Source organism: Pseudomonas salicis (genome assembly GCF_057128705.1).
This window is the reverse complement of sequence record NZ_JBSKHU010000001.1, coordinates 816756-840039: the sequence shown is the minus strand read 5'-3', so window position 1 is coordinate 840039 and position 23284 is coordinate 816756. Positions and strand designations below refer to the sequence as shown.

The following is a 23284-nucleotide window of genomic DNA, read 5'->3' as shown; positions in this document are numbered from 1 at the left end:
GTACCAAAAAATGCTGTGCACTCGACATCAATGTGGTCGCCGTGGCCGGCCGCGATTTCGGATGCAATGTGCAGGCCATAATGGCAGTGGCATTTACCGATCTCTTGCCAACGGCTGAAAAGCTGCTGATGCACAGGTTACCGAGAAAACAGGTTGCATTTACGCTGATGCCGCCGCCTAGGTTCATTCCATTCACCTTCATTGACCATGACTGTTATGACGCTTGAAATCTTGTCGCTCCTAGCCATGGCCACGCTGGTTACCTCCTATCCTGTGATCTTCTTTTTAGCTCCTATGGCATCGAGGCGACCCGCACAACACGCTGTTCAATTACTGTTGCTAGTACTAGCTATCTTTGTTGCATTGGCGTTAGAACCCATTCCCAATCCATAGTAAATGTTGCTACATCCACAAGCCCGCCTCAATGCCGCTTTAGCCCGAAGAATCGAGCGGGAATCGTAGTAGCAACGTCGTTTCAGAGCTGCAGATGTGGGAGCGAGCCGTATCGGTTAAAAGCCCATCTGTTTTGCAAACACCTCCTGAACACTTAGAGCATAAGGAAGTGGTCTCCAAGCCACTCTATGAGTCGGTTGCCGATAGTCACACACACAATGGAAAACAGAATGTATGTGTTGACGGCGAATGCAATTCTGTCGCCTATTTCGCGGACTTTTCGAATGCGTCGCGGGCTTCACGGATCGTCCTCGTCAGCAACGTAATATCGCTGTCGGTGGTGCGCCAGGAAGAAACGCTCAAACGAAATGCCGCTCGGCCGTCCCACATCGTTGTGCCGAACCAGACGTCGCCCGAGTCGTGAACATAGGCCTGGATGGCCTTGGTTTCAGCATCGTCTCGACCGCGCACCAGTACCTGATTGAGCACCACGCGGTTAACCACGTCGAATCCGCTGTCGCGCAATGCGTGCGCCAGGGCACTGGCTTGGATGCAGTGGCGCTCGATCATGGCAGCGACACCTTGGCGACCCAGCGTGCGAAGCGCTGCCCAGACTGGCACCCCCCGGGCTCGGCGAGAGAACTCGATCGTCAGATTTTTCTGAGCCGATCTCGCGCCATTGGCATACACCGCGTCGCTGTTCATCGCCGCTGCGAGCGTTGCGGGGTCTTTGCAGATGGCCATCGCGCAGTCGTAAGGGGTGTTTAGCCATTTATGGCCGTCGACGGCCCAACTATCTGCCAGCTCCATGCCCACGGCGTGGTACCTGAGCTTTTCAGACGCACGCGCCCACAAACCAAATGCACCATCGACATGCACCCATGCGCCGACCTCTTGAGCCTTGAGTGCGATCGCCTCAACGGAGTCGAACTCGCCCGTATTCACCTCGCCGGCCTGAAGACAGACAATCGTGCAAGCGTCGAGCGGGGGCAGTCTTGCCAGGTCTATTGCGCCGTGATCATTCACCGCCGCGAAGATGATTCGCTCAGTGCCGAAACCAAGTATCCGTAAGGCTTTCAGGACCGTAATGTGGACTTTTTCAGAAACCACGACCTTGATTTCTGGTGCACCAAAAAGGCCGTGTTTGTCGGCATCCCAACCGGCGTTCATCAACAGTTTCTGACGGGCCGCCGTCAGACAAACGAGGCTGCTGGCGGAGGCCGATGTTCCAAAGCCCACCGCGCTTTGCCGCGGCAGGTCGAGGATGTCCAGCAACCAGCCGGCTGCGACTTCCTCGATCTTGGCGCAGGCAGGGGAGGTGAGATGAAGCGGTGCCCCATTGTCCCAGGCCAACATCAGCCTCTCGGCGGCGGCGGCGACCGGCAACGCTGCGCCGACCACAAAGCCGAAGTACCTAGGGCCGTTGGTAGCCACTGTTGCGGGGGATCCGACGTCGTCCAGCAGCGCCAGTGTTTCCTCCGCGTCGGCACCCCGTTCGCTCAGGTGCTCATCGAAGGCTGAGAGCGCAGCAAGCGCATTGTTGTCGGGAAAAACACGGCGCGTAGCCACGGTTTTCAGGTAGGCAAGCGCTCGGGTGTCAGCGCTTCGGGTCAGGCTTGCTTCTTCAATGTCCATCACTGCTCCGTAAACACTCCAGGGTTCAATCAGGGGATTCCGCGGGCCAAGCGGCTCAGTCAGCTCATTAACTTGTATCCCTTGAGCAGCTTGTCAGCGGCGTTTCTCGGGCATCGAAATGCCAGGCCCGCGAGGTTCAGATCTTCGCTGTAAAACGCCGACACGGCCTGCCTATTGGCCTCATCGTCGTAAGTCAGAAACAGCTCATCGGTGAAGATGGCGAATGGAATGTCACGCACCCGCGCGCGGTCGGCGATGGACCGCAGCCCCTCCAGCGAGGCGCTGTAGGTCATCACCGGTTCCTGAAACATCGGCAGGTACTTGTAGCCCGATTTGTCGTAATAGGTCAGGCCCTGCACCATGGCTCCAGCGGTGATGCCGCTGGCCAGAAACGCGGTGACATTGAGCTTTTGCCAGCCTTGCAAATCCTCGCGCAGAACGACAGCGATCTTGTATTTGACGGCCTGTTCGAGACTGTCCACTTCAGTCATGGAAAACATCCTTTTGATGGGTTGGAAAAGCCGCTCACCTTGAAGGTCGCCCTCACAACGCGGCGTTGAATGCCTGCCGCGCGAAATCGGCGAAAGCCGTCGGTGGCTGGCCGGTCAATTCCTTCACGGCATTCGACACAATGTTGAAATGGCCCGCCCGGACAGTGGCATCAGTCGCAACGATCATGGGCGCAACCTGAGGCGGGACTTTGGTAGCCAACAGTCTGTCCAGCAGCTCAGCGTCTCCGAGAGAAACGACGCGCAACGCCTTTTGCGAGACGTGCGAGAGCGTGGCCGCCATTTCATTTACCGTGAGTGCCGCTGAACCGGTAATGTCCAGCGTCCGGCTGCTGGTGCCGGTATCGAGCAATGCAGCGCAGGCTGCCCGCGCTACGTCCTGGCGCATGACGTACGGGATCGCGCCTTCGCCCGACGACGTCAGCCAGGTACCTGTCGAAAGGGCAAGCGGCAGAATGCCCAGCTCAATCAAATTCTCGGCGTACCATGCCACGCGCAGAATCGTGTGATGGATGCCGCTGGCTTTCAACGCCTGCTCGGTGGCCGTGTGGTCAGGTGCGAACGGGATGGCTCGCGCGCGCTCAGGGGTCGGCATCGAGGTGTAGACGATATGTTTCACACCCGCCTCGCGCGCAGCATCGATTGCCGCCTGGTGCTGCACGATCCGCTTGCCCGGGGCGTGGAGTTCATCGGTGGAAATCAGCAGTAGCCGATCAACGCCAGTGAACGCGTCCACCAGACGCTCCGGTCGATCGAAATCCGCCTTGCGCAGGGTGACGTTCAGTGATTTAAACGCCGCTAGCTTTTCCGGCGAGCGACTGGCCGCAACGACATTGACGCCGTCGCGTGCAGCGGCCAGCGAAACCACCGCTTGACCCAGTCGCCCGCTGGCGCCGGTAATGAGAACCGTGTGTTTGACATCAGGCATATCGAGATTCCTCGGTAGGCGTCACGCTCAAATCAGCTGAAGTTTTTTAATGCTGGGCGGGCTGATCAACTTGCCCTCAAGCGCGGCAAAAAAAGCTTCGGCGTAGTCCTGTGTCAGGTGCACTTCGTGCGCCGCGACCGAGCTGAAGACTTCGAAGAACACCAGCTCATTCGGATTGTCTGTCGCGGTGGTTTGAAAGAAGGCCTCGCAGCCCGGCTCCGCAAGGGTCTGGGGAAAGTTGGCTCGTGCCGCGTTGAGGACTTCGTCGCGGCATTCGGGTTTGACATGGGCCTGGACCAGAAGAATGAATTTTTCCGACTGCATAGCGGGTTACCTGGTTTTTGAGTGCGAACAGGGGAGAGCAGGAGGCCACGTGACTGGCCCCCCCAAGCGATCAGACGGTCAAGAACAGCTGGTCTGCGCTTTTGCGCACTTTTGCCAGGCCGGCCGTTGGATCGTCAGATGCGCGATGGCCGATCACCGCGAACACCGTTGACGCCAGCCCTTGCTCTGTCAGGCTTAGAATCTTGTCCACTTGCGAACGGTCGAAGCCTTCCATCGGGCAGATGTCGATCTGCATCTGCGCGGCTGCGCTTACCAGGACACCCAGGGCGAGGTACGCCTGTTTCTGTGCCCAAATGATTCGCTCGGGCGGGATTAGCTTATTGACCGCGCCCTGAATATGCGTCTCCCGAGGGGCGAGGGTTTCGCGGCTTAATCCACGCGTCTTTGCGGCCAGGTCGATGAACTGGGCAACATCGGCGCTATTGAGATCAGTACGCACGGCGAAAACGAGCAGATGGCTGCCCTCGGTGATCTGCGGTTGACCGATGGCGGCTTCCCTAATTTGCGCGCGAAGTGCCGGCGTGCGGACATCAATGACTTTGAAAGGCTGCAAACCGTAGGAGGTGGGCGCCAATTGGACGTTGAGCAGCAGCTCTTGCAGCTCTGCTTCTGACACCTTTGCGGCCGGGTCGAATTTCTTGGTTGCGTAGCGCCATTTCATGTGGCTGGAGAGCATGGGGTAACTCCTATGAATTATGATTGACATCTAATCGGGCGAATCGAACGTCTAAAATGCTAGTGTTTAGAACTTGAACAGGATCTTGCCTATCCGGTGAGGTCGCAGGGCATGGGCAATCGCTTGCTGGTAATCATCGATCCCATAAACCGCCTCGACAGGGGACCTGATGGTGCCCGCTATGATCAGATCTGCCAGCCGTTGGTAAAGGGCGTCGATTTGCGCCCGTGGCGTTGACCGGATCCAGTTGATCAACCAGAACCCGTGAATGGACAGCCCTTTGAAATTCAGGTCGATCGGTGACACGAGCGGAGCAGCGCCGCTCTGGGCTGCATAACAGACCATGGCGCCGCCTTGATCCATTAGCGACGTCAGACTTCCCGCGGTTTTCCCGCCCACCGAATCCAGTACCAGTGACAGCTTTCTTCCTGCCAAACGCCGTGCGACATCCGCGATCAGCCTATCGCCTTCGACGGCAATCAGATCGCCCGGATGGCTCAGCACTTCGCTTACAGCCTCTGGCCGCCTGATGATATGGACGACATGGACACCGGCCTGATGCGCCAGTTGAGCGATGCAATGCCCAACGGCAGAGTTGGCGGCCGTCTGAGCGATCGTGTCCCCGGCCTTCAGTGCCTTGAAGTGATTGAAGATCAGGTAGGCCGTCAGGGGATTGATGCCCAGCATGGAGATCTGAACGGATTCGTCACTCTCACCGACCGCCACCAGATTTCTCACTGGGGCCACTATTTCTTCGGCCCACGTTCCGGCTTCGTTGGTGGGCAAGACGATGACCCTTGCGCCTTCCCATGTTTGGCTGACCTTTGGCCCCAGCGCAACCACGCGGCCGACGCCCTCTGCACCGAGGGTGAAAGGAAATGTCGGCTTCACCGCGTACCGCCCACGCACCAGCATGAAATCGGATGGGTTGATCGGCGCCGCTTCAAGCCTCACCACCACTTCACCTTCGTTCGGCGTTGGGAAAGGAAGCGACGCTAATGCGATGACCTCGCCCGGCTCGCCGAGGGCGTTAATTTGAAGTGACTTCATCACCGCTCTCCCGTCAATGTAATTGCCTTAAATTATTATGACCATTACAATCTCGGTGCGGCAAGGCTTTTTTGTAGGATGGGCTTTTTGCATTGCGAGGAAACACTATGCCAACCCAGCAGCAGGCTTCGGCCATCGACCGTTTGTTAGCCCTTTTGAATTCAGGCGGAGTCGGGTTTGAACAAGGTATCGATCAGATGGAAAACGCCGACCGGTTCGACGCGTTTCGCCTGCCGCTGATCATGGCGACTGCCGAGAAGGTTGGAGAGGATTCACTTCCGCTGGCCCGTCAGCTTCGTGACTGCCTGTTGACGATGGTCTACCACGGTGGCGACGATCCCGACGCACTAGCGAGGCTGAATCAACTCTCGACGCAGCGGTCTTTCCACTATTTTTTTGCTGAAGCGTCAGGCGCCTGTCTGGAAGAGCAGGGGGGTGAAACCCTGGTCGGATTGGTCCTTCGGGATGTTGCGCAGCTGCGCCGGGAGGGGAAATGGAATCGTTTCAAGATCTGTGCCAACCCCGATTGCAAGGCTGCTTACTTCGACACGACCCGGGCCCGCACTCAGCGATGGCACTCGTACGCTCTTTGCGGTAACAAAGCGAACGTGGCGGCTTTTCGCTCACGCACCGTATGAGCAATCGCGTTCCGTACATGAAGCGCCGGGGTAAGTGGCTTGTATGGAAGGACTATGCAACCGTACCCGCACACATGAAGCAATGCCCGAAATGCCTGGCTGCTGAAAAGATGTACCCGGCGGCAGATGACGAATCAGCATAGGAAAAGTCTTTATGACTGAACTGAAGAAATCTGCATTAATTATGGCTTTGCAATCTGCTGACTGGTCAGGTGTGAGTCTCGGTAACAACGCCCTAATCCAAGCTGCAATCTACGAGTTGGCTAGCATCGCTGCAACGAATTCAGGACAGATAATTGATCTTTCAAAGGTCTCGCAAATGGCGGCTTATTACGAGGCGCCGAAGGGCCTTTTTGATTGGCTTGATTTGATGCGGAGCATCCAGATGGAGAGAGCCGGCGACCTGCCCCGGCAGTCGAGGATAACGCCATAAGCGGAATCAAGACAGAGCTTGAGAAAGTAGCCTTTGCATGCCGAGTTGGGCTCATCAGTCTCGTTGATGCGAAGGACTCCGCTTTCGACGGATTTCCCTGAGGCGCATGCGGAGTCGCTTCCGACATCCTAGGGCGGGTAGTTTGGGAAACGCTTCACTGTGAAGGGGAGTACGTCTGCGGTACACGTCACCCGAATCTGAAAAACGGTGCCAATCACGTCTGGTTTGAGGTAAGTGATTTCATCATCGATATCACCTACGACCAGTTTGAAGCTACTGGACTATTTGGTTGGGTTTTCGACGGTTACGGGGGCTGGCATTCGCAGTTCAAATGCCAGGAGCGACGTCAGGGTTTTTGTGGACCGTCCGGATGGCTTGCATATCCCTGGAATGGGTACGTAGCCGCCCGCGAGACGCCGAGAAAGTAGGCCTCATCTTTAAGCTGGAATAAGTAGGAAAGCCATCATGAGTACACGTCACCGACACGCACGAGGGCCAGTCACTGCCCAGCTGAAACAGAAACTGCTGTTGCGCCTCAAACAAGACCAGGGCAATGCAGATCTGCTGGCAGAAGACATCATCGAACTCAATGCAGTTGCGCGAAACGATCAAGGTGGGTTCAGCGCTGCGAGTTTGCAGCTTGATCGACTGCTCAGTTTCGACACTCCAGCTGCATAGGAAAACGCACCAGATACATCCCAAGCCCCGCCGACTGTGAGCCGATCCCGTTGAGGATCGCCTCTTTGGCGCTTTCTAACATACGCTAAGGACTACTTATAGATTTCAAGCTTACTTATTGGACACGTCGGTGGTCAGCGAACACGACGCTCAAGGTCCAGAGGATCGAGGCTGGATGGCACATTTCCCACATCGCGATCAATGGCGATGCTGATCGAGCAGGTGCACCATTCCTTGAGTCGAACTTACATCAAGACCACGTTAAATTCCCTAACGACGTCGGTGCTTTCTTGAGCTTCGTACGGGAGCAGTTGGATGGCAACGAAATCGACGAAGAGCGAGCCCAAGAAATGATTCAGGAGATCGGTGACTGGATCACCGCATGCGAGACATCGCAGCCTGTATGGAAGGTTTGGAACAGCTAGGAAACGGACGAGGCAACGTCGTTGACAAGGACATTGGCCTAAGATTGATGTGATATGAAAGGAGGGGACGGGTTATGGAAAATCCAGCGACATCACGGCTAATCGAATCGGTGCTAGACGAGATGAATCGTGTTTGGGGATCGAAGGGATTTCACGGTGAAGGCGAAGCCTATACATGGTTGGAAGAGAACTTTGGGATAACGGAAGAAGATGATGTGAAGTGGCAGGACATCCTTGCAGATTGGTCAGGCACGTTCGATGAAGACACCGCTGATCTGACACAGGACGAGCGCGATAAGGGCAGAGTGTTTCTGAATGACACTTCTGCAGTGACGGGCTTTTTGCGAGCTTTGCTTCAACGCTATAGAAGCTCGGATGCCGTCTACTTCGGGCCTGCCTAGGAAAACTGCCTATTCCAGCAGCCTGCCAAGTCACGGGCTTTGTCAGTAGGAGAGGCCCGCTTTCGCCTTTATGATCAAGCGGGACAAGTGATGTCTGCCGTTGGTCAGTGAGCCACCCATAATGAATGAATGCGTATCTCGCCTATCAATCAGAAATTGGGAGACCACAATAAGAGATAGAACTGTGACAGCGTTGGATGAATTGATTGCCTGGAACAGCCGTTGGCGGATTTCCGGACGGGTGATTAGATGCAGATCATGCGCCGGAAACCAGCCGATTGAACGCTCTGGCAGTCCTTTTTGCCACTCATCTGAATGTATTCACGCAACGAGGGTGTCCTGCCCTTGGGACGAACTGGATGCAATCTGTTCTCGACTTTAAACGTCTCTGCGATCTGTTGGCGGTAAGCCGTCTTTTGAAATAATTAGGAACCCATATGAGTCCCAAGACGACGATACCTACTCCTGCTCGTCCGCCAAACTTCATCGTTCGATTTCCGCCTGGCATGCGGCCTAGGATTGCAGACCTGGCAAATAAATACCGACGAACCATGCACACAGAAATCGTTACGCGTCTTCATGAGAGCTTGAGCCAGGACGGCGGTGCGTACGCCGAATCAATGGATGAGTGTCCAAGCCCTAACCTTTTAAAACATGAACTTGCGCTGCTTTGCAGTTTTCGCCGACTCAACCCTCAGCAACAAGAGGCTCTTGTTTTGCTGATATCTCCTAGATGAGTTGAGCCGATCGCGCCTGAGTACTCCATGTGGGTTGATCCCACTGGGCCTCCAGACCAATGGCGCAAGTACGCTGGAACGAAGGCTGTAAACGACGCTCATATGTACTGAATGGCATTTTGCCTTCGCCGCAAGACCACGAGTGAATTCAGCTTCACGCTACCGTTCTTGTGCCTTTTAGCGGTCATAGGATGAAGCATGCCTAACCACTCAGCGACGACCACGCTTCTTCATGTGCTGCTAAAAAACCAGCAAACCATTGCCACCGCACTGTCGGACCTGATCGACTGTTTAGAGCGGTCAGACACGGGTGATTTAGAAGCTACTGCAGGGCGGGTTCGTCACTCGCTTCGAAGCGTTGAGGAGAGTCAGGCAATCGTAGGCAAATGCCTGGTCGAATTCATGCGAGGGGCACAGCCCTAGGTAGCCATCGCTACTTTCCTCCTTTCTGAAGCCTCTTTTCATCTGCGGGGCCCAGATCTACCCTTGCACCTTCATCAGCCTGGTCTTCACGGCTTACACGCTCGTCGTCCGTCAGGCCTTCACCCGAGTTCTCTTGAGGTAGAGGGCTCTTCAGAACGGGCTCTTGGCTGGTCGTTGCGGGTAGATCTTTGTCTTTGGCATTCATGACGTGCTCCAGGTGGCTCGAAAATCAAGCCTTGTAAATCTGAATCGATCCTCCTGAAGGCGTTCATTTTTTATTAGTTACATTGAGTGCCTATTGAAGGTAAGCGTCCGCTTAATTCATCTTGCATGACTCATGCGGCCATTGGTCAGCAAATCAAGTGTTATAGACCCAAGTGCCAGATGTCCCTAGTGCTGTCTGGAGGGCATGGCGACCAGTTTTGGCCAGCCAGTGGTCAAAAAATTGCAGGTCGGGGACGATCATCCGGCAACTCTCCAGGTCAGCCTTGCCTCGAAGGGTTCCATCGTCCACCAGCTCGGACAGTTTTCTCAGAAAGGGGTTTTGCTCCAAGACCTCCTCGGAAAAACGTGCATATCTGATCGGAATGCCCGCCATTTGCGTAAACGTAGCCTCCAGGTCTTTACCCGTGACCGTATCGCTCGCGATGTCGAGCGTTTTTCCACTGAATTGCAGCTTGTCCGCGAAGATAGCGGCCACAAACTTGCCGATATCTTCCACTGCAACAAGTTGCATCGGCTGATCATGCCTCATGAAGAAGTTGAAGCGACCCTCATCCAGCCCGAAGCCAGGCATTACTAACATTTCCATGAAGCACGCCGGGCGAATAATGGTCGCGGTGATCGGCAGTGTGCGGATATGTGCTTCGATATCAGCCTTACTGTCGAAATGGCCCATGCCGGTTGGCTTTTCGCTTACGGCTCCCCCGGAGCTATAAACAAAATGATCGATGCCGTATTCAACGGCGAGGTCGGCTACAACACTGCCAAAACGGATCTCGTCATCGTCGCTCACAGTCCCGCCAGGTGAACTGGGCTGAACGCTGAAGACACCGTACATCCCCTGCATGGCCATTCGGATCGACTCATTATCATTGAAGTCGCCTTGAATCAGCTCAACGCCGGATGTTCGAAGCGACTTGGCCTTAGCGGAAGCAGGATCGCGTACAAGTGCGCGAACCTGCCAGCCTTCCTTGAGAAGTGCTGATGCGACTGCTCCCCCTTGCTGGCCCGTTGCCCCGAAAACCAAGATCGAACGTTTAGTGCCTGACATGACATTACCCTCGTGAACATCCAAGGGTTACCAATATATACTGGAGAAAAGACACCACAAGACGGCACATTTTTCACCCTCGAGCACACGGATGATCATCCGCTCGTGCTCGAATCGCCCGGGGGGTTGGTCAATGTCGAAGTTGACGTGCGAGAGTCGCAGGTTCAATCGGTCACGTTCCGGCCCGACGATACAGCCAGCCTCGTGGCATGCGATCTTTCAGTGAGGGTTGAAGGGCGTGGCGAGATTACCTACGACCTGGTATGGGCGGGTTGCTGGTACGCCGTGGTCGCGGCCGAGCCCTATGGCTTCGGTCTGAATCGTGAAGAAGAAGCCGCTCAAGGGCAATTCGCTTACGAACTGATGGAAGCCCTTGGTCGTTTTGACAACCCGGTACACCCCAGATTGGGTGATCAAGGCCGAGTGGCACTGGTCTTGTTCGCTGCGACACCGGAGATCGGCTCTACAACAGACTTCACTCGTCGCATTTCTCCCGTTGTCTACCCTCATTCGGTTTCGCGTTGTCCAGCTGGAACCGGGACAACGGCGGCGATCGCGCAGATGGTTGCAAAAGGGCAGATGTCGTGCGGTCAAACCCTCGAAGCCGTCAGCAGTTGGGACACTATATTTAGCGGAGATTGCTATCGGATCGAATCAGGGCTTGATGTACGTGTTGCTGTGACTGGCCAAGGTTGGGTCATATGCAGGAAAGAAATCATCCTGGATTCGACTGACCCTTTGACGCCTGTTTCTGCAATTCGTGAATTGCTTACAGACGGTTGCTGACGGCTGCGCTATCCAGCGATAGCTTCTATATCGGGGTGTAAACCAGCCTGCATCGGGCCAATCTCAGTCAGGAGCCACAGTGGGCATCCCATCAGTTTCGCGCAGTCAAAACTGCGCGAGAAATGACTTTAAAGAGGTAATCGCTTCGAGGTACGAACGCAGGTTGCTCACCTAGCCAACCCAGCGCCGCAATTAACGCGAACAGATCCTCACTCGTCATTTCATTATCTGCCATCCCCGTCGCCTGAGCACGATTGAGCAAGCGGTTTCCGGCCAAGCGCAGGTTTTCACACGAGAGGTGCAATGCCGAGTCGGGATCTGCCAATGCGGCGGCCATCATGGTTACAACGCCGCTGTAGGCTCGAACAAATGCCACAGCTTCCCCAAGCCATGTCACCAGAGCGACGTCTGGCGCGCTGGAGGCTTCCAATGCTGCCGCCGTATCAGTCAACTCTTCCAGACTTTTACGCAGGAGAGTGTCCAGTAAAGCCTCGCGCGTTGGGAAATGCCTAAACAAGGTTGCGAGTCCGACTTCGGCTTTACGCGCAATATCGCGCATAGATACGTCTCCGCCTCTCTCCGCAATGATCACGCGAGCAACCGCAAGAATATGATGATAGTTCTGTTGAGCATCGGATCGCATTGCATCAGGCCCTATTGACAATTGGATCAGTGATCCACATATTTGGATCACTGATCCTTTTATTGTAGCGCCGCTACGATGAGGACGACAATGAGGTGAACCGATGCGCTATAAAATACTCGGCAAACACACTGGTCTACGTGTGTCTCAATACTCACTCGGCACGGCTAATTTTGGTGAGGCGTGGGGCCACGGCGCATCCCAGGATGAATCGCGTCGCATCCTTGATGCTTACGCTGACGCTGGAGGCAACTTCCTTGATACGGCAAACGGGTATCAGGAAGGACAATCCGAGGAAGTTTTGGGCAACCTGCTGAAGGGCCGACGCGAAGAGTTTGTGCTGGCGTCCAAATTCACAGTCAAGACTACGATGAATTCGGGAATCCTCGTGACTGGGAACAGTCGCCAATCGATGGTTGCCTCCGTGGAAGCGAGCCTCAAACGTCTGAAGACCGACCGGATCGATCTTTTTTATGCGCATGTCGATGACGGCGTGACACCCATGGAGGAAATCGTACGCGGTTTCGACGATCTTGCCAGAGCAGGCAAAATCCTCTACGCAGGGCTTTCCAATTTTCCCGCATGGCGCGTTGCCCGTGCCAGTACGTTTGCCGAGCTGCGAGGCTCCCTTCCGATCGCCGCGATCCAGATTGAACATAGCCTCGTCCAGCGCGCACCGGAACAGGAACTTATCCCCGCAAGTCAGGGGCTCGGAATTGCGGTAGTCGCTTACTCTCCCATGGGGGGCGGCGTGCTGACCGGGAAATACCGCTCAGACTCGAATGAAAGCAGACGAGACGAAGCATGGGCCGGCGCGGGATTTCAACCAGAGAACTCCGCTCAACGGACAGCCATCATCGACACGCTTATCTCTATTTCTGAAGAAATTGGCGTCACTCCCGGGGAGATCGCCATCGCGTGGGTGGCGGCCAAAGGATCTCTTCCAATTCTCGGGCCTCGCACATTAGCTCAACTGGAAACCAATCTCCGGGCAGCCACAATTTCATTGTCTTCGCAACATATGGCACGTCTTGAAAGCGTGAGCGCATTCCCGCGGACTTATCCGTTCACGGTAATCGATCAACCACGTATTCAAGACATTGTAACAGGAGGCTGCTTTGAAAAAATTGATACCCCAAGCGAGCCTGTAGCGTGATGTAGGTAAGGAAACGCATCGGAGTTCGTAGATGGCATGCATCAGAGGACGCCGCTTAGGCATTTTGCCTAAGTCGCAATTCACCCACGACTATTATGGATTAGGGCAGTCTACTCTTGAACGTTACGACGTGCGGGGCGGCCTGGATCATAATCTTCTCCAAACCAACCCTCACATGGAAATCAGTGGATGCCCCCTGCAAGTCGTAGACAGCGCGCGGTCCTGTTCAATCAATACTGCATGTTTTACGAACTGCATGCTGTTCAGCAGTCTTTGAGACGTTAGCGCCACGTCGTCTTCCGATTCAGCAGGATTTGCAGACGTTTGTTTTCACTCAGAGGTTTGGCGTTGAGCGCATCCTCGAAACGGTCGAATACTTCGTCACTGAGATGGAACACCTGCTGTTCGATAATTATCTCTAGTGCGCGTTTGCTCGCAGCTTCAAGGATGAAGCTGGTCCGATTCGTCCTAAGTATGTCCACGGCTGCATCGATCAGTTCGCGCGTTTGGACATCCATTCGGATATTCAACGTCTGTTTCGCAGTCGTGCTGCGATCGTCACTGTTACGCATGAGTAGCCTCGTTTGCGCACTTGCGCGTAAAGAGCTGCTGTTGAGACCGGGTGACGGCCGGGAGCTCCTTGGCGAGCGAGCTGAAATTGAGTTCAATAAATTTTGCATAGGTTTCGAAGAACGGGTGCGGTATTAAAGGGACTGGCATAGTGATATCGGGAGGAAGAAATTTGAGGCTTATTTTGAGGCCTATAGTGGCGAATAAGCGTAAGTCTGCAATATCCGGGTCTGGTGAACATCGGATACTGAATCTGCAATTTCTCTTTTTCCCTAGCGCGAATCTATGTCGCGTCAGTCGGGACTGGCACTGTGCTGGGAAGGCCTGGAGATATGCAGGAAACATCAAGGGTGGTTGACTGAATCATGGCTGAGAGCGGGATGTGATGCCCCTTGGTTCCAGACCAGCGAGTCCAATAGCCCGACTGCCGCGGATGGCTATTTAGATTTAGGGGGCGAGGGGAGTAGAGCAGATGGTTCACAATCTAGACTTTGGGCAATTTGGTAAAGCTTCTCAAGCGTCAGATTCACCTCACCTCTTTCAATGCGGCCCATGTAGCTGCGATCCACCCTGCACATCAGTGCAAGGCTTTCTTGAGAAATCCCTCTGAGCTTTCGAGCGCCTTTGATTTGCTTGCCCAGCTCCTTCGCCAGATCCCACATAGCTGCCTCTTCTACCTGAGGCGGCACTATCTTGCGTTTGCGGACAGCTAGGCCACGGACTATAATCCGTATTTCTAGGTGCAAAGCGTCTTTACACGCTCAGTCTCTGAGCCAAATCATGGCCAATCAGACAGAGCAGCTTGCTGGTTCAGAAGTGAGGGCGTTAACAGATCTCAACTCGTGCTGTAGCAGGGAGCCAGCCAAACCCACGATGGTGTATCAGTGATATACGTGCTCGACCCCGCGCGCCGCTCAGTTGAAACCCGGTCGCATTGCGAAGTGGAGGGACTCTGCTTTCTCGCGACAATCACTTCAATCCATACAGGCAAACGGGACCGGGCTGCGATCGTGCGTTGCGCCTACGAGCTCCAGAGCTATTTGAATTTTGCGAAGGGTGTGGTCATTGAAGGAGTGCAGATGTTGTGCCCTCCCGATTTAACCGGCCGGCCGGCCTGGAGCTTAGAGACGCTGGTCCAGATTGTCTGTTTCAGAGGTGTTGAAACCGAAGATTCAGCGGTGGTTTACGAGACATCCATGGGAACCTACAAGCTTGGAGATCTGGACCTTCGCAGGAGGAAGACGCGCCACGTGTGGTACTCAGAGCGGCACCTGCGCGCTCATAGTCCACGAGCTTCAAACCAGACTGTTGACCTAAGCGAGCCTCAGTTCTACGGCTCGATGTTGAAGGATCGCGCCTAAGCTACTGCGTGTGAACCCTTTCAAATCTCGTTGATTAACTGGTTGCCAGAGGGGGGCTCAGTGGCAATTCTGGAGCAAGCTACAAAAGCCCTAAACGACGCCAAAAGCATTGTGTGTTTTTCCGGCGCGGGCATCTCGGCAGAGAGTGGTATCCCGACATACCGTGAAGGGACGACTGGGCTATGGGCAGGTCACTCTCCTCAACAGATGGAGACAGCCAAGGCGTTCCGACAGAACCCTCGACTTATCTGGGGATGGTATCTATGGCGAAGGCAGCAGGCGGCCCGTGCGCAGCCCAACTCTGCTCACTTGGCGCTAGGACAACTAGTGCGCCGGGACCGTGCAATCCCCATCATCACGCAAAACATAGACGATCTGCATGAGAGAGCGGGATCACTGGAGGTCGTGCATCTGCATGGCAGTTTATCGTCTTCGAAATGTTTTGCCTGTCATCGTCCAGCGCTGGTTATGCCAGCTCCCATTCAGGAGGAGGGCTTACTGGTCGAGCCACCGCGGTGCGTTCGCTGTAATGGGAAGCTGCGTCCAGGGCACGTGTGGTATGGAGAGGATCTCCCTGCGGGCACCTGGAAATCAGCCGTAACATTGGTGAAAAAATGTGACGTTTTGCTATCAGTTGGAACATCTGGAGTGGTCACCCCCGCTGCCAACCTTCCAGGGATTGCACTGTCTGCCGGAGCCACGGTTATCCACGTCAATACAGCTGACGTCGGCTTTGGCGCGCCCAAAGAGCTCATGCTCATCGGCAAGGCGACTGAAATCCTCCCACGGCTGTGCTCACCCTTGTTTACCGAGAAGCATGCTTGATGACGACGATTCATGAGCGAACACGCGGCGTCGTGGATGCGGGAGAGTTTCTTGAAAGACTTTCAAAAGACCGCTCGCTGCCTGGCCCTGTGAGGTTTGAAGCCAAGCGCCTGCATCGTCATTTTCCCAGCGCACAGGACATCTTGCGGGCCGGTCGCCTAGAAAACCTTCGACAGCGAGCCATCGACGAGCTGTTGGGTAACGGCGTTGAGTTACCTCCTGTCCTTAGTACCTGGCCGATCTGCGAGACGTTTTTCTCTGGCGATGACGATGAGGCGGCAGCCATCCTCGCATGCCCATCGGAAGACCTCGATACTAAGGACCCGCTGTAGATCCGCCGGCGTGGGAAAGAATGCCGATGATCCCGAGCAACCGCACGGACTCGTGATCTTACCTCAGCGACCACATCAGTACCTTTTTCAGGAACGTATACGGATAGTGCGCAATTCCTGCGCGCTGATTGAATCTGGCTCGTGTACGCCGCCGCCCTCTTAGCACAACGCGGTGGCGAAAATTCACAATCTCTACTGGAGCGGTGCACGCGCTGGGCTAGAGTTTAAAATGCGTCAGCCCGGCGTATTAGTTTAAACAGTCACAAGGAAGAGGCTATGCAGATCCAGTATCTGGAGATCGCGAATTTCCGCAAGCTCCTGTCCGTTCGAATCGACCTGGCAAGCACCACCACCCTGTTGGTCGGGGCTAACAACAGTGGTAAGTCCTCCGCGATGCTGGCCTTGCGTAAATTTCTTCTCTCGAAATCGCGCGCTTTCCGCCTTCAGGATTTAACACTTGCTCACCTCACGACCATCAATGTCATCGGTGTCGAGTGGGAAGAGGCAGACGAAACCTTCGAGATACCAGCTGCAAACGAGTGGAAGGATTGGTTACCCACTCTCGATCTATGGGTCGAAGCCTCAAAAGGGGAGCTGCACTACATCAAGGATCTGATCCCCAATTTTGCCTGGAAAGGTGGCTGTGTAGGGATGCGTTTTCGACTGGAGCCAATGGAGATGGCCAAGCTCGTCACCGATTACCGGAAGGAGCGTAACCGGGTCAAAACGCTTTTGCAGGAAATATCGAAGAAGACCGAGAAAGGAAAAACTCCGCCCACGCTGTCACTTTGGCCGCAAAGCCTGCATGACTACCTTAACCGGCGCTTGGGAGACATGTTCACCATACGCTGGTACCGGCTCGACCCGGCGCGGCTCTGCGACCCAGATCCCGAGACTCGTCATGCAAGCCTGCAAGTACTGTCTGCGAATGCACTTCCGCTGGAGAGCAATCCGCTGACCGATCTCATACGTGTGCACGAGATCAATGCGCAGCGCGGCTTCGGTGGTAGCGCCGATGAGTCCATCACTGAGGGACGAGGTGGTTCAGGAAAAAAGCTAACTGAGCAACTGCGTGCTTACTACAGTCGGCATCTCGATCCCGGAGATAGCCCTGATATTTCGGATTTGGAGGCGCTGACAGCCATTCAAGCTGCGCAGTCGGCATTTGATTCCCGACTAACCTCTAGTTTCGCTCCAGCCCTTGTAGAGGTCGCAGGTCTGGGCTATCCGAACACCACTGACCCGGCAATCAGGGTAGAAACCCGGCTTTCCCCTACGGACGGCATGAACCATGAAGCTGCGGTGCTGTTCGAGTTGGATTCAGTCGCGGGCGCACCTGGGGCTCCTCCCATGCGCCTCCCCGAAACATCCAACGGCCTCGGTTACCAGAACCTGATCTCGATGATTTTCCAGTTGATGGCATTTCGGGATGAGTGGCTGAGGAAGTACAAAAATACCGAGGAGCAGTCCGACGCCGGCATCGAGCCGATCCACCTCGTGCTGGTTGAGGAGCCAGAGGCTCATCTTCATGTCCAAGTGCAGCAGGCCTTTATCAAGCACGCGTATCACGTCCTATGCAATGACCCCCTTCTCAAGAAATACCCGAGGCTCAAGACACAACTGGTGGTCAGTTCCCACTCCAGCCATGTTGCTCACGAGACGGACTATGCAAACCTTCGGTATTTCCGAAGGCTACCCGCAGGAATGGCCGGTGTGCCTATCCCGGTGTCCACTGTCTCTAACTTGAGCACGGTGTTTGGCGACAAAAACCGTCACAGGCAAACCAAGGAGTTCGTCACTCGTTACCTGCGGGCGCAGCATGCCGATCTCTTCTTCGCTGACGCGTTGATTTTGGTTGAAGGCGCTGCGGAGCGAATGATGTTGCCGCATTTCCTACGCAGTCAATTTTCATTCCTTGACCGTTGCTACATCACCATTCTGGATATTGGTGGCAGTCACGCGCATCGCCTCAGGCCACTAGTGGATGCATTGGGAATCGTGACGCTGGTGATCACGGATCTGGACGCCGGACTGAAGAAATCAGCGGTACCCGTCAAGCGTAAAGCCGAACAAGAAACCAATAACCCTACCCTGCGCGGCTGGGTCACCGCCTTGGGAATAGGGCACGATGTCGACACCTTGCTGGATCTCGATGCGGAGAAAAAATCACAGCAGATAGACGACTTGTTTGCGATCCGCATTGCGTATCAGACCCCCATCAGCGTCGTTCTGCCCAAGACTGAAATTGAGGCCCAGGCGCTGCCCAACACGTTTGAGGACAGCCTGGTGCTGAGCAATGTGCAGCACTTTGCAGCCAAGAAAGGCCGTGGTCTGACCAAAGCCTTCGCCAAAGCGCTGCGTGAGTCTGCCGCGGTAGACGACCTAGGTAAGGCTTTGTTTGAAGCGCTCAGGACGGGTGACAAAGCGGAGTTTGCGCTACAGGTGCTGGGGGATCCCGACTTCGCCAAGGTGGCTGTTCCAGAGTACATCCGGGAAGGGCTCATCTGGTTAGAGGAAAAGCTGAAGAAGAAGAGCAAGGAGCTCTTAATTATCCCGACGGCCAGTATCGAGGTAACGCCCGAATGAGTGCCCTAAAGGATGCCGCCGATGAGGTCACGCCCACTGCGGATGACATTATCAAGCAATGCCTGGATCTTGAGACGCCACGCAGTTTTTTCCTATATGCCGGCGCCGGCTCAGGTAAGACCCACTCCCTCGTCGTAGCGGTGAAATCACTTAAGGAACGTGAACGTCAGCGCCTCACGTTTGAAGGCCGTCAAATCGCGATCATCACGTACACCAACGCAGCCTGTGAGGAGATCGCACGTCGCCTTGAGCACGATCCGTTGGTGGAGGTTTCAACCATTCATGCTTTCTCTTGGAAGATGATCAAGGGCTTCAACGATGATATTCGTGAATGGTTACGTATCAAGCTTGCAGACGACATCGCTGAGTTGGACGACAGGCTTGGTCGGGCGAGAACAGTGACCAAGACGTCCCAGGCTAATCAGGCGAGCCGGGATAGCAAAGCTCGTCGTTTGGCGGCGCTAGATGAAATTCCTGAGTTTACCTACAGTCCGACGGGAAATAACGTAAGTAGGCAATCGCTGAACCACAGTGAAGTCATCCAGATGGCAGCAGCGTTTTTACCCCAGCCGCCTCTACTCGATGTTATGGCGGATCGGCATCCGGTGCTGCTCATCGATGAAAGCCAAGATACGAATGGCGCGCTCATGGATGCATTTCTGAAAGCTCAGGCAGCGATTCCTGAGAGATTTTGCTTAGGACTGCTCGGCGACACGATGCAGCGTATATATAACGACGGGAAGCTAGGGCTTGATGAGGCGATACCACCAGATTGGGCCAAGCCTGAAAAACGTGTCAATCGTCGTTGCCCGATTAGAGTTATCAAATTGATCAACGATATCCGCGCCGGCGCCGATGATCATCTGCAGATACCAGAGCCGGGAGCTGCCCAAGGTGCCGTACGTATGTTCTGCACTCGGCAATCACCCGGGCAGGCTTTCAGCTTGGAAGACCAGATCGCTGAGCAAATGGCAGAGATCACGGGTGATGCTTATTGGGCCACCGGCAAAGATGGCCGCAAGACGCTGATCCTAGAGCACAAGATGGCAGCCCGTCGGATGGGGTTTGAAGGCGTGTTCGTTCCGCTCTATGCAGTTGCACATCTGAATACCGCGCTGATGGACGGTACGCTACCCATCCTCAAGGTTTTCTTCGATGGGGTTACTCCAATCGTCGCCGCAGCCCGTTCGGATGATTTCACGCTCATGGAGGCGGTGCGGCTGCGCTCTCCTTTGCTTGATCCTAAGCACCTGGAGGTGGCTGGCAACAATCAATTCGAACTGCTGGAGTCTGTTGGCGCGGCAACCCATGCACTGTGCGAGATGCTCAAAGATAACAATCCCTTGATTGAAGAGGTTGCTCAACTCCTCCAAAGTTCGGGTTTGCTTGCGCTGCCTGATCGACTCATTGCTGCGATGGCTCAAGGGGCCACTGCAGACCCCGCACCAAAAACGTCCGATCGTGAGGCGCTTGAAATCCATGCTTATCGGGTTGTCCTGGGACGTCGTTACTCAGAGATGGCGGCCTTCGCAGGCTACGCAAATGGCCTCTCGCCCTACGGTACCCACCAAGGCGTCAAAGGCCTGGAGTTTCCCCGCGTGATGGTCATCCTGAACGACGAAGAAGCCGGTGGTTTTCTGTTCAGCTATGAGAAATTGCTCGGTGTTACACCTGCCTCTGCCACAGATATGAAGAATGAGAGCGAGGGTAAAGACACGTCGCTGTCACGCACCCGCAGACTTCTCTACGTCACCTGCAGTCGTGCAGAGGAGAGCTTGGCCATCGTGGTCTACAGCTCTCAGCCAGAGATTGCGAAAGATAGAGTCATTGAAGCTGGCTGGTTGACAGCCGAAGAAGTCGTAGTGCTCTAAACCAGCTTGGGAAAGGGACAGTAACGTACGAGCACCGTGCACTCCGCGTTTAAGACGGCTGGTGTCTACTGATGATAATCGCGACGGCTCGACTGATAAGGCCGACGGTGCCAAGCGGGCTCAGCGAGCTTAGTGGCGGGACACAAACCTGCAGACTATCGAGCGCAACAAACAGCTTTTCGAACACAAGCCGCTTTTCGGGGGGAGGGGGACGTAAGAGGTCATTTTCTCAAGAAACTCTCAGCAAGCCGGTGCACACCATAATAACGTTTCCCGTCCTTCCTCATACACCAGGGATCAAAGAATTCGCGAACGTGCGGAGGTTCTTCATTAGGGTCTTTGGCTAGTCGCTGGCGAACGGCCTTGCGGAAACGCCGGTGCCAGGCTTGCTTGTCTGAATGCTCGCTGACGGCGGTGGTGATGCCGCAGACAGGGGTCTTGCGTCGGCTTCTGCTCATACTGAGACCAAGGCTGAGGAAGCGCGCCATTGCGTGCTTGCCCTGGAATGCAGAGCCGTTCAGGTTATCAGGCTGATGAAGAATCGAAAAGCTCAGCACTGACGACAACGAAGAATTCGACTTGGAGAACGGGGCCCGTTTAGCCAGCGCCGCAATCCTATTTGAGCTTGAAAAGGTTAGAAAAGGTTAGGAAACATGGTGATGACAGAGTGTTCAGACAGCCTCATCGAGACTTGTTTGCCCTCATCCAGAGTGATTAACCGCTCGCTTGCCATCTGCACGAGTAAATCGCGAGTTGATGATTCACTTAGACCTAACCTGGTTTGTATCTCTGAATGTTGCATGGGCCCAGACTCAAGAAGCCGGCGGTAAATGTGAAGGGCTTCGATGCGTAGGATAGGCAGCGCTATACCGTTGGCCCTCGGAACTGCAGAGTTTTGACGCATCTGGAAGTACTGATCGATACGGCGGTTCAGCATGCGAGGTTCCAAAAGCGCGCTGACGAAACGCACCTGCTCCAACGCCGTCGTGATGAAGTATTCGGTAAATTTGAGCAGGCCGCTGTCAGAGAGCTCACCCCGACCATCAAGATCGCCTTTACGAGCATGGTCGGCAGCTCCCAAGGCCGCATAGTATGCGTCCGCGTAATGGCAAAATCCGCGACTCATTGACCACAGTCCGTAACCCTGCAAACCGCGCCTGAGATACTCATCAGTAAAGAGGCGACCCATCCTTCCATTCCCATCGACAAATGGGTGCAACCAGAGGAGGCGATGATGAGCACCCGCAGCCGCTAAAAGCGGCGCTAGCCCATGCAGCCGGTCCAGCCGATAAGCGTTTTCGAACCACGTAAGATAGGTTCCGATTTTATCAGCGTGAGGTGGAATGTGGTGGCCCACTTTTACGCCTCGAGTTCGATACTCACCTGGTGCCAGTGAGGCGAGTTCGCCACCAACGCCGGCCCTGAGGCGCAAATGCTTCTCGGGAAGCCCGCTAAATAGCTCGCGATGCATGCGTGCAATCGATTCGCGATTGCAGATTACGGCCGCATCGATCGGATCCACAGCCAGACAGAGTTGAGCTTCAGTGTGGTGTTTAATTTCCAGTAAGTCCGGCGCGATCTCAGCGTCTGTTGCATCATTCTGAGTACACAGCAAGTCCGCGGGTGACGCCCGACTTCCCTCGAGCTTGTTGCTGTAATACGAGTTCACCAGGCGTTGCAGCTGGATCATCGGAGAGCGCATCTGTTCAGGGATATTTGTATTCAACGAGGCGTCAAGGTGCATGAGCTCCAGAGCGGCTTCCCTTAGGGCGCCTGGAGCGCGGTCCTCAGTGATAAAGGGGGTTAAAGCCATATCAATGATCGCTATCGCCGAAGTAGTCATCCTTGGTTATCAGGCCCAGATTTTCGTTGATATCTGGGCCATCTTCTGCAAATAACGTATGACCGCGCCGTTCCTGCTTGATATAGGCGATCATCCGGAAGAAACAGTCTTCACACAGATGAAGTTTGTACCGCTCACCATCGTGAGCCGACCCGTAACCCCAGCGCGCATAAACAACGCCGTACTCGTTCGCACTCGTTTTAATCCGTGTAGAGCTAGCACAGGCGTCACAGAGCACATCAACGACGGTTTCTATCTCGGCTTTGCCGATAATCTTCATGGCGACCTCGTCGCAAGAGGCGAACACTACAGCTTGCCTTGTCAGAACCAAGGCACCTTATTCAGGACCTGATGGGACAGCCAGTGTAGGAATCAGCGAAACACCAAACAAGCTGTTTAACGGCGAGTGGTGAATGCTTACGCTGAGAGCTCAAATCTACCAAGGACACAGAGAACTGACACAGGCACAGGAGCGGGCCGAGTGTCCGCCGCCGAGTTTCCGTCAATTCACATAGGCGGAAATTGTGACAATGGAGGAGGGTGGTCGTCAGCCTTCAGGATGACAGGAAGCTGCGAACAGACCTTGCTTAACCACCACCGTGCCGAACGACGCTTCGTGCCTCCCCCCTGCCGCTGAATGTTGACACTCAATAACCACTAGCTAATCTCAGCAGATCACCTTCAGGACCAACTCGGTGGAGAGACGTCCATGGTCAACCATACTGCCAAAAGCGATAATGCCCCCGTTTATATAGTCTTCAAAGCAC

At 54.9% G+C, this 23284-nt stretch carries 26 protein-coding genes; 12 read left to right on the top strand and 14 right to left on the bottom strand.

The window, feature by feature from the left end; translation table 11 throughout:
- Nucleotides 1-657 precede the first annotated feature (657 nt).
- From ACWKWE_RS03890 to ACWKWE_RS03865, 6 genes are all read right to left on the bottom strand, one after another.
- Complete coding sequence (locus ACWKWE_RS03890) at nucleotides 658-2028, bottom strand: pyridoxal phosphate-dependent decarboxylase family protein (protein ID WP_483849699.1); 1371 nt, start codon at nucleotides 2026-2028, stop codon at nucleotides 658-660.
- Nucleotides 2029-2087: 59 nt separating this feature from the next.
- Entirely contained in the window at nucleotides 2088-2519 is a 432-nt protein-coding gene (locus ACWKWE_RS03885) for a DUF2000 family protein (RefSeq protein ID WP_483849698.1), read from the bottom strand.
- Nucleotides 2520-2571: 52 nt separating this feature from the next.
- Entirely contained in the window at nucleotides 2572-3465 is an 894-nt protein-coding gene (locus tag ACWKWE_RS03880; protein WP_483849697.1) for an SDR family oxidoreductase, read from the bottom strand.
- A gap of 27 nt (nucleotides 3466-3492) precedes the next feature.
- Complete coding sequence (locus ACWKWE_RS03875) at nucleotides 3493-3789, bottom strand: putative quinol monooxygenase (protein ID WP_483849696.1); 297 nt, start codon at nucleotides 3787-3789, stop codon at nucleotides 3493-3495.
- A 70-nt stretch (nucleotides 3790-3859) separates the two neighbouring features.
- Nucleotides 3860-4486 (bottom strand): NAD(P)H-dependent oxidoreductase, encoded by a 627-nt coding sequence (locus tag ACWKWE_RS03870; protein WP_483849695.1) that lies wholly within the window; start codon nucleotides 4484-4486, stop codon nucleotides 3860-3862.
- 66 nt (nucleotides 4487-4552) lie between these two features.
- Nucleotides 4553-5536 (bottom strand): zinc-dependent alcohol dehydrogenase family protein, encoded by a 984-nt coding sequence (locus ACWKWE_RS03865; RefSeq protein ID WP_483849694.1) that lies wholly within the window; start codon nucleotides 5534-5536, stop codon nucleotides 4553-4555.
- Between the two features lie 107 nt (nucleotides 5537-5643).
- Between ACWKWE_RS03865 and ACWKWE_RS03860 the strand changes: the two genes are divergently transcribed.
- From ACWKWE_RS03860 to ACWKWE_RS03840, 5 genes are all read left to right on the top strand, one after another.
- Complete coding sequence (locus tag ACWKWE_RS03860) at nucleotides 5644-6174, top strand: CGNR zinc finger domain-containing protein (protein WP_483849693.1); 531 nt, start codon at nucleotides 5644-5646, stop codon at nucleotides 6172-6174.
- Between the two features lie 154 nt (nucleotides 6175-6328).
- Complete coding sequence (locus ACWKWE_RS03855) at nucleotides 6329-6607, top strand: hypothetical protein (RefSeq protein ID WP_483849692.1); 279 nt, start codon at nucleotides 6329-6331, stop codon at nucleotides 6605-6607.
- A 465-nt stretch (nucleotides 6608-7072) separates the two neighbouring features.
- Nucleotides 7073-7285, top strand: coding sequence for a hypothetical protein (locus tag ACWKWE_RS03850; protein WP_483849691.1), 213 nt, complete (start codon nucleotides 7073-7075; stop codon nucleotides 7283-7285).
- 499 nt (nucleotides 7286-7784) lie between these two features.
- Nucleotides 7785-8111 (top strand): hypothetical protein, encoded by a 327-nt coding sequence (locus ACWKWE_RS03845; RefSeq protein WP_483849690.1) that lies wholly within the window; start codon nucleotides 7785-7787, stop codon nucleotides 8109-8111.
- A 437-nt stretch (nucleotides 8112-8548) separates the two neighbouring features.
- Entirely contained in the window at nucleotides 8549-8848 is a 300-nt protein-coding gene (locus ACWKWE_RS03840) for an Arc family DNA-binding protein (RefSeq protein WP_483849689.1), read from the top strand.
- A gap of 433 nt (nucleotides 8849-9281) precedes the next feature.
- Here the strand turns inward: ACWKWE_RS03840 and ACWKWE_RS03835 are convergent, their stop codons facing one another.
- Both ACWKWE_RS03835 and ACWKWE_RS03830 read right to left on the bottom strand, forming a co-directional pair.
- Nucleotides 9282-9476: a hypothetical protein gene (locus ACWKWE_RS03835; protein WP_483849688.1), complete on the bottom strand. Its 195-nt coding sequence runs from the start codon at nucleotides 9474-9476 to the stop codon at nucleotides 9282-9284.
- 153 nt (nucleotides 9477-9629) lie between these two features.
- Complete coding sequence (locus ACWKWE_RS03830) at nucleotides 9630-10544, bottom strand: NmrA/HSCARG family protein (RefSeq protein ID WP_483849687.1); 915 nt, start codon at nucleotides 10542-10544, stop codon at nucleotides 9630-9632.
- 12 nt (nucleotides 10545-10556) lie between these two features.
- Between ACWKWE_RS03830 and ACWKWE_RS03825 the strand changes: the two genes are divergently transcribed.
- On the top strand, nucleotides 10557-11330 hold the full coding sequence (locus ACWKWE_RS03825) for a proline racemase family protein (protein ID WP_483849686.1): 774 nt from the start codon (nucleotides 10557-10559) through the stop codon (nucleotides 11328-11330).
- Between the two features lie 91 nt (nucleotides 11331-11421).
- On the opposite strand, the gene ACWKWE_RS03820 is transcribed toward ACWKWE_RS03825, so the two are convergent.
- Nucleotides 11422-11973, bottom strand: a complete 552-nt coding sequence (locus ACWKWE_RS03820) for a TetR/AcrR family transcriptional regulator (protein ID WP_483849685.1) — start codon at nucleotides 11971-11973, stop codon at nucleotides 11422-11424.
- A 103-nt stretch (nucleotides 11974-12076) separates the two neighbouring features.
- On the opposite strand from ACWKWE_RS03820, the gene ACWKWE_RS03815 reads away from it, so the two are divergent.
- Nucleotides 12077-13129 (top strand): aldo/keto reductase, encoded by a 1053-nt coding sequence (locus ACWKWE_RS03815; RefSeq protein ID WP_483849684.1) that lies wholly within the window; start codon nucleotides 12077-12079, stop codon nucleotides 13127-13129.
- 281 nt (nucleotides 13130-13410) lie between these two features.
- Here the strand turns inward: ACWKWE_RS03815 and ACWKWE_RS03810 are convergent, their stop codons facing one another.
- Both ACWKWE_RS03810 and ACWKWE_RS03805 read right to left on the bottom strand, forming a co-directional pair.
- The gene (locus tag ACWKWE_RS03810) at nucleotides 13411-13701 is read right to left on the bottom strand and encodes a type II toxin-antitoxin system TacA family antitoxin (protein WP_483849683.1); all 291 of its coding nucleotides are present in this window, start codon (nucleotides 13699-13701) and stop codon (nucleotides 13411-13413) included.
- A 435-nt stretch (nucleotides 13702-14136) separates the two neighbouring features.
- Complete coding sequence (locus tag ACWKWE_RS03805) at nucleotides 14137-14361, bottom strand: helix-turn-helix domain-containing protein (RefSeq protein WP_483849682.1); 225 nt, start codon at nucleotides 14359-14361, stop codon at nucleotides 14137-14139.
- Nucleotides 14362-14583: 222 nt separating this feature from the next.
- On the opposite strand from ACWKWE_RS03805, the gene ACWKWE_RS03800 reads away from it, so the two are divergent.
- The 5 genes from ACWKWE_RS03800 (at nucleotide 14584) to ACWKWE_RS03780 (ending at nucleotide 20674) form a co-directional block, all read left to right on the top strand.
- A complete protein-coding gene (locus tag ACWKWE_RS03800) occupies nucleotides 14584-15060 on the top strand; it encodes a hypothetical protein (RefSeq protein ID WP_483849681.1) in 477 nt (158 codons plus the stop codon).
- Between the two features lie 60 nt (nucleotides 15061-15120).
- Nucleotides 15121-15885, top strand: a complete 765-nt coding sequence (locus ACWKWE_RS03795; protein ID WP_483849680.1) for an SIR2 family NAD-dependent protein deacylase — start codon at nucleotides 15121-15123, stop codon at nucleotides 15883-15885.
- A complete protein-coding gene (locus ACWKWE_RS03790; RefSeq protein ID WP_483849679.1) occupies nucleotides 15885-16217 on the top strand; it encodes a BPSL0761 family protein in 333 nt (110 codons plus the stop codon). The genes ACWKWE_RS03795 and ACWKWE_RS03790 overlap by 1 nt, the downstream gene beginning before the upstream one ends.
- A gap of 276 nt (nucleotides 16218-16493) precedes the next feature.
- Complete coding sequence (locus ACWKWE_RS03785) at nucleotides 16494-18803, top strand: AAA family ATPase (RefSeq protein ID WP_483849678.1); 2310 nt, start codon at nucleotides 16494-16496, stop codon at nucleotides 18801-18803.
- Complete coding sequence (locus ACWKWE_RS03780) at nucleotides 18800-20674, top strand: UvrD-helicase domain-containing protein (protein ID WP_483849677.1); 1875 nt, start codon at nucleotides 18800-18802, stop codon at nucleotides 20672-20674. Before ACWKWE_RS03785 ends, ACWKWE_RS03780 begins: the two co-directional genes overlap by 4 nt.
- Before the next feature lie 221 nt (nucleotides 20675-20895).
- Here ACWKWE_RS03780 and ACWKWE_RS03775 read toward each other — a convergent pair whose 3' ends face one another.
- From ACWKWE_RS03775 to ACWKWE_RS03765, 3 genes are all read right to left on the bottom strand, one after another.
- The gene (locus tag ACWKWE_RS03775; RefSeq protein WP_483849676.1) at nucleotides 20896-21240 is read right to left on the bottom strand and encodes a hypothetical protein; all 345 of its coding nucleotides are present in this window, start codon (nucleotides 21238-21240) and stop codon (nucleotides 20896-20898) included.
- A gap of 68 nt (nucleotides 21241-21308) precedes the next feature.
- Nucleotides 21309-22418, bottom strand: a complete 1110-nt coding sequence (locus ACWKWE_RS03770) for a Fic family protein (protein WP_483849675.1) — start codon at nucleotides 22416-22418, stop codon at nucleotides 21309-21311.
- 70 nt (nucleotides 22419-22488) lie between these two features.
- Complete coding sequence (locus ACWKWE_RS03765; protein WP_483849674.1) at nucleotides 22489-22797, bottom strand: hypothetical protein; 309 nt, start codon at nucleotides 22795-22797, stop codon at nucleotides 22489-22491.
- Between the last annotated feature and the right edge of the window lie 487 nt (nucleotides 22798-23284).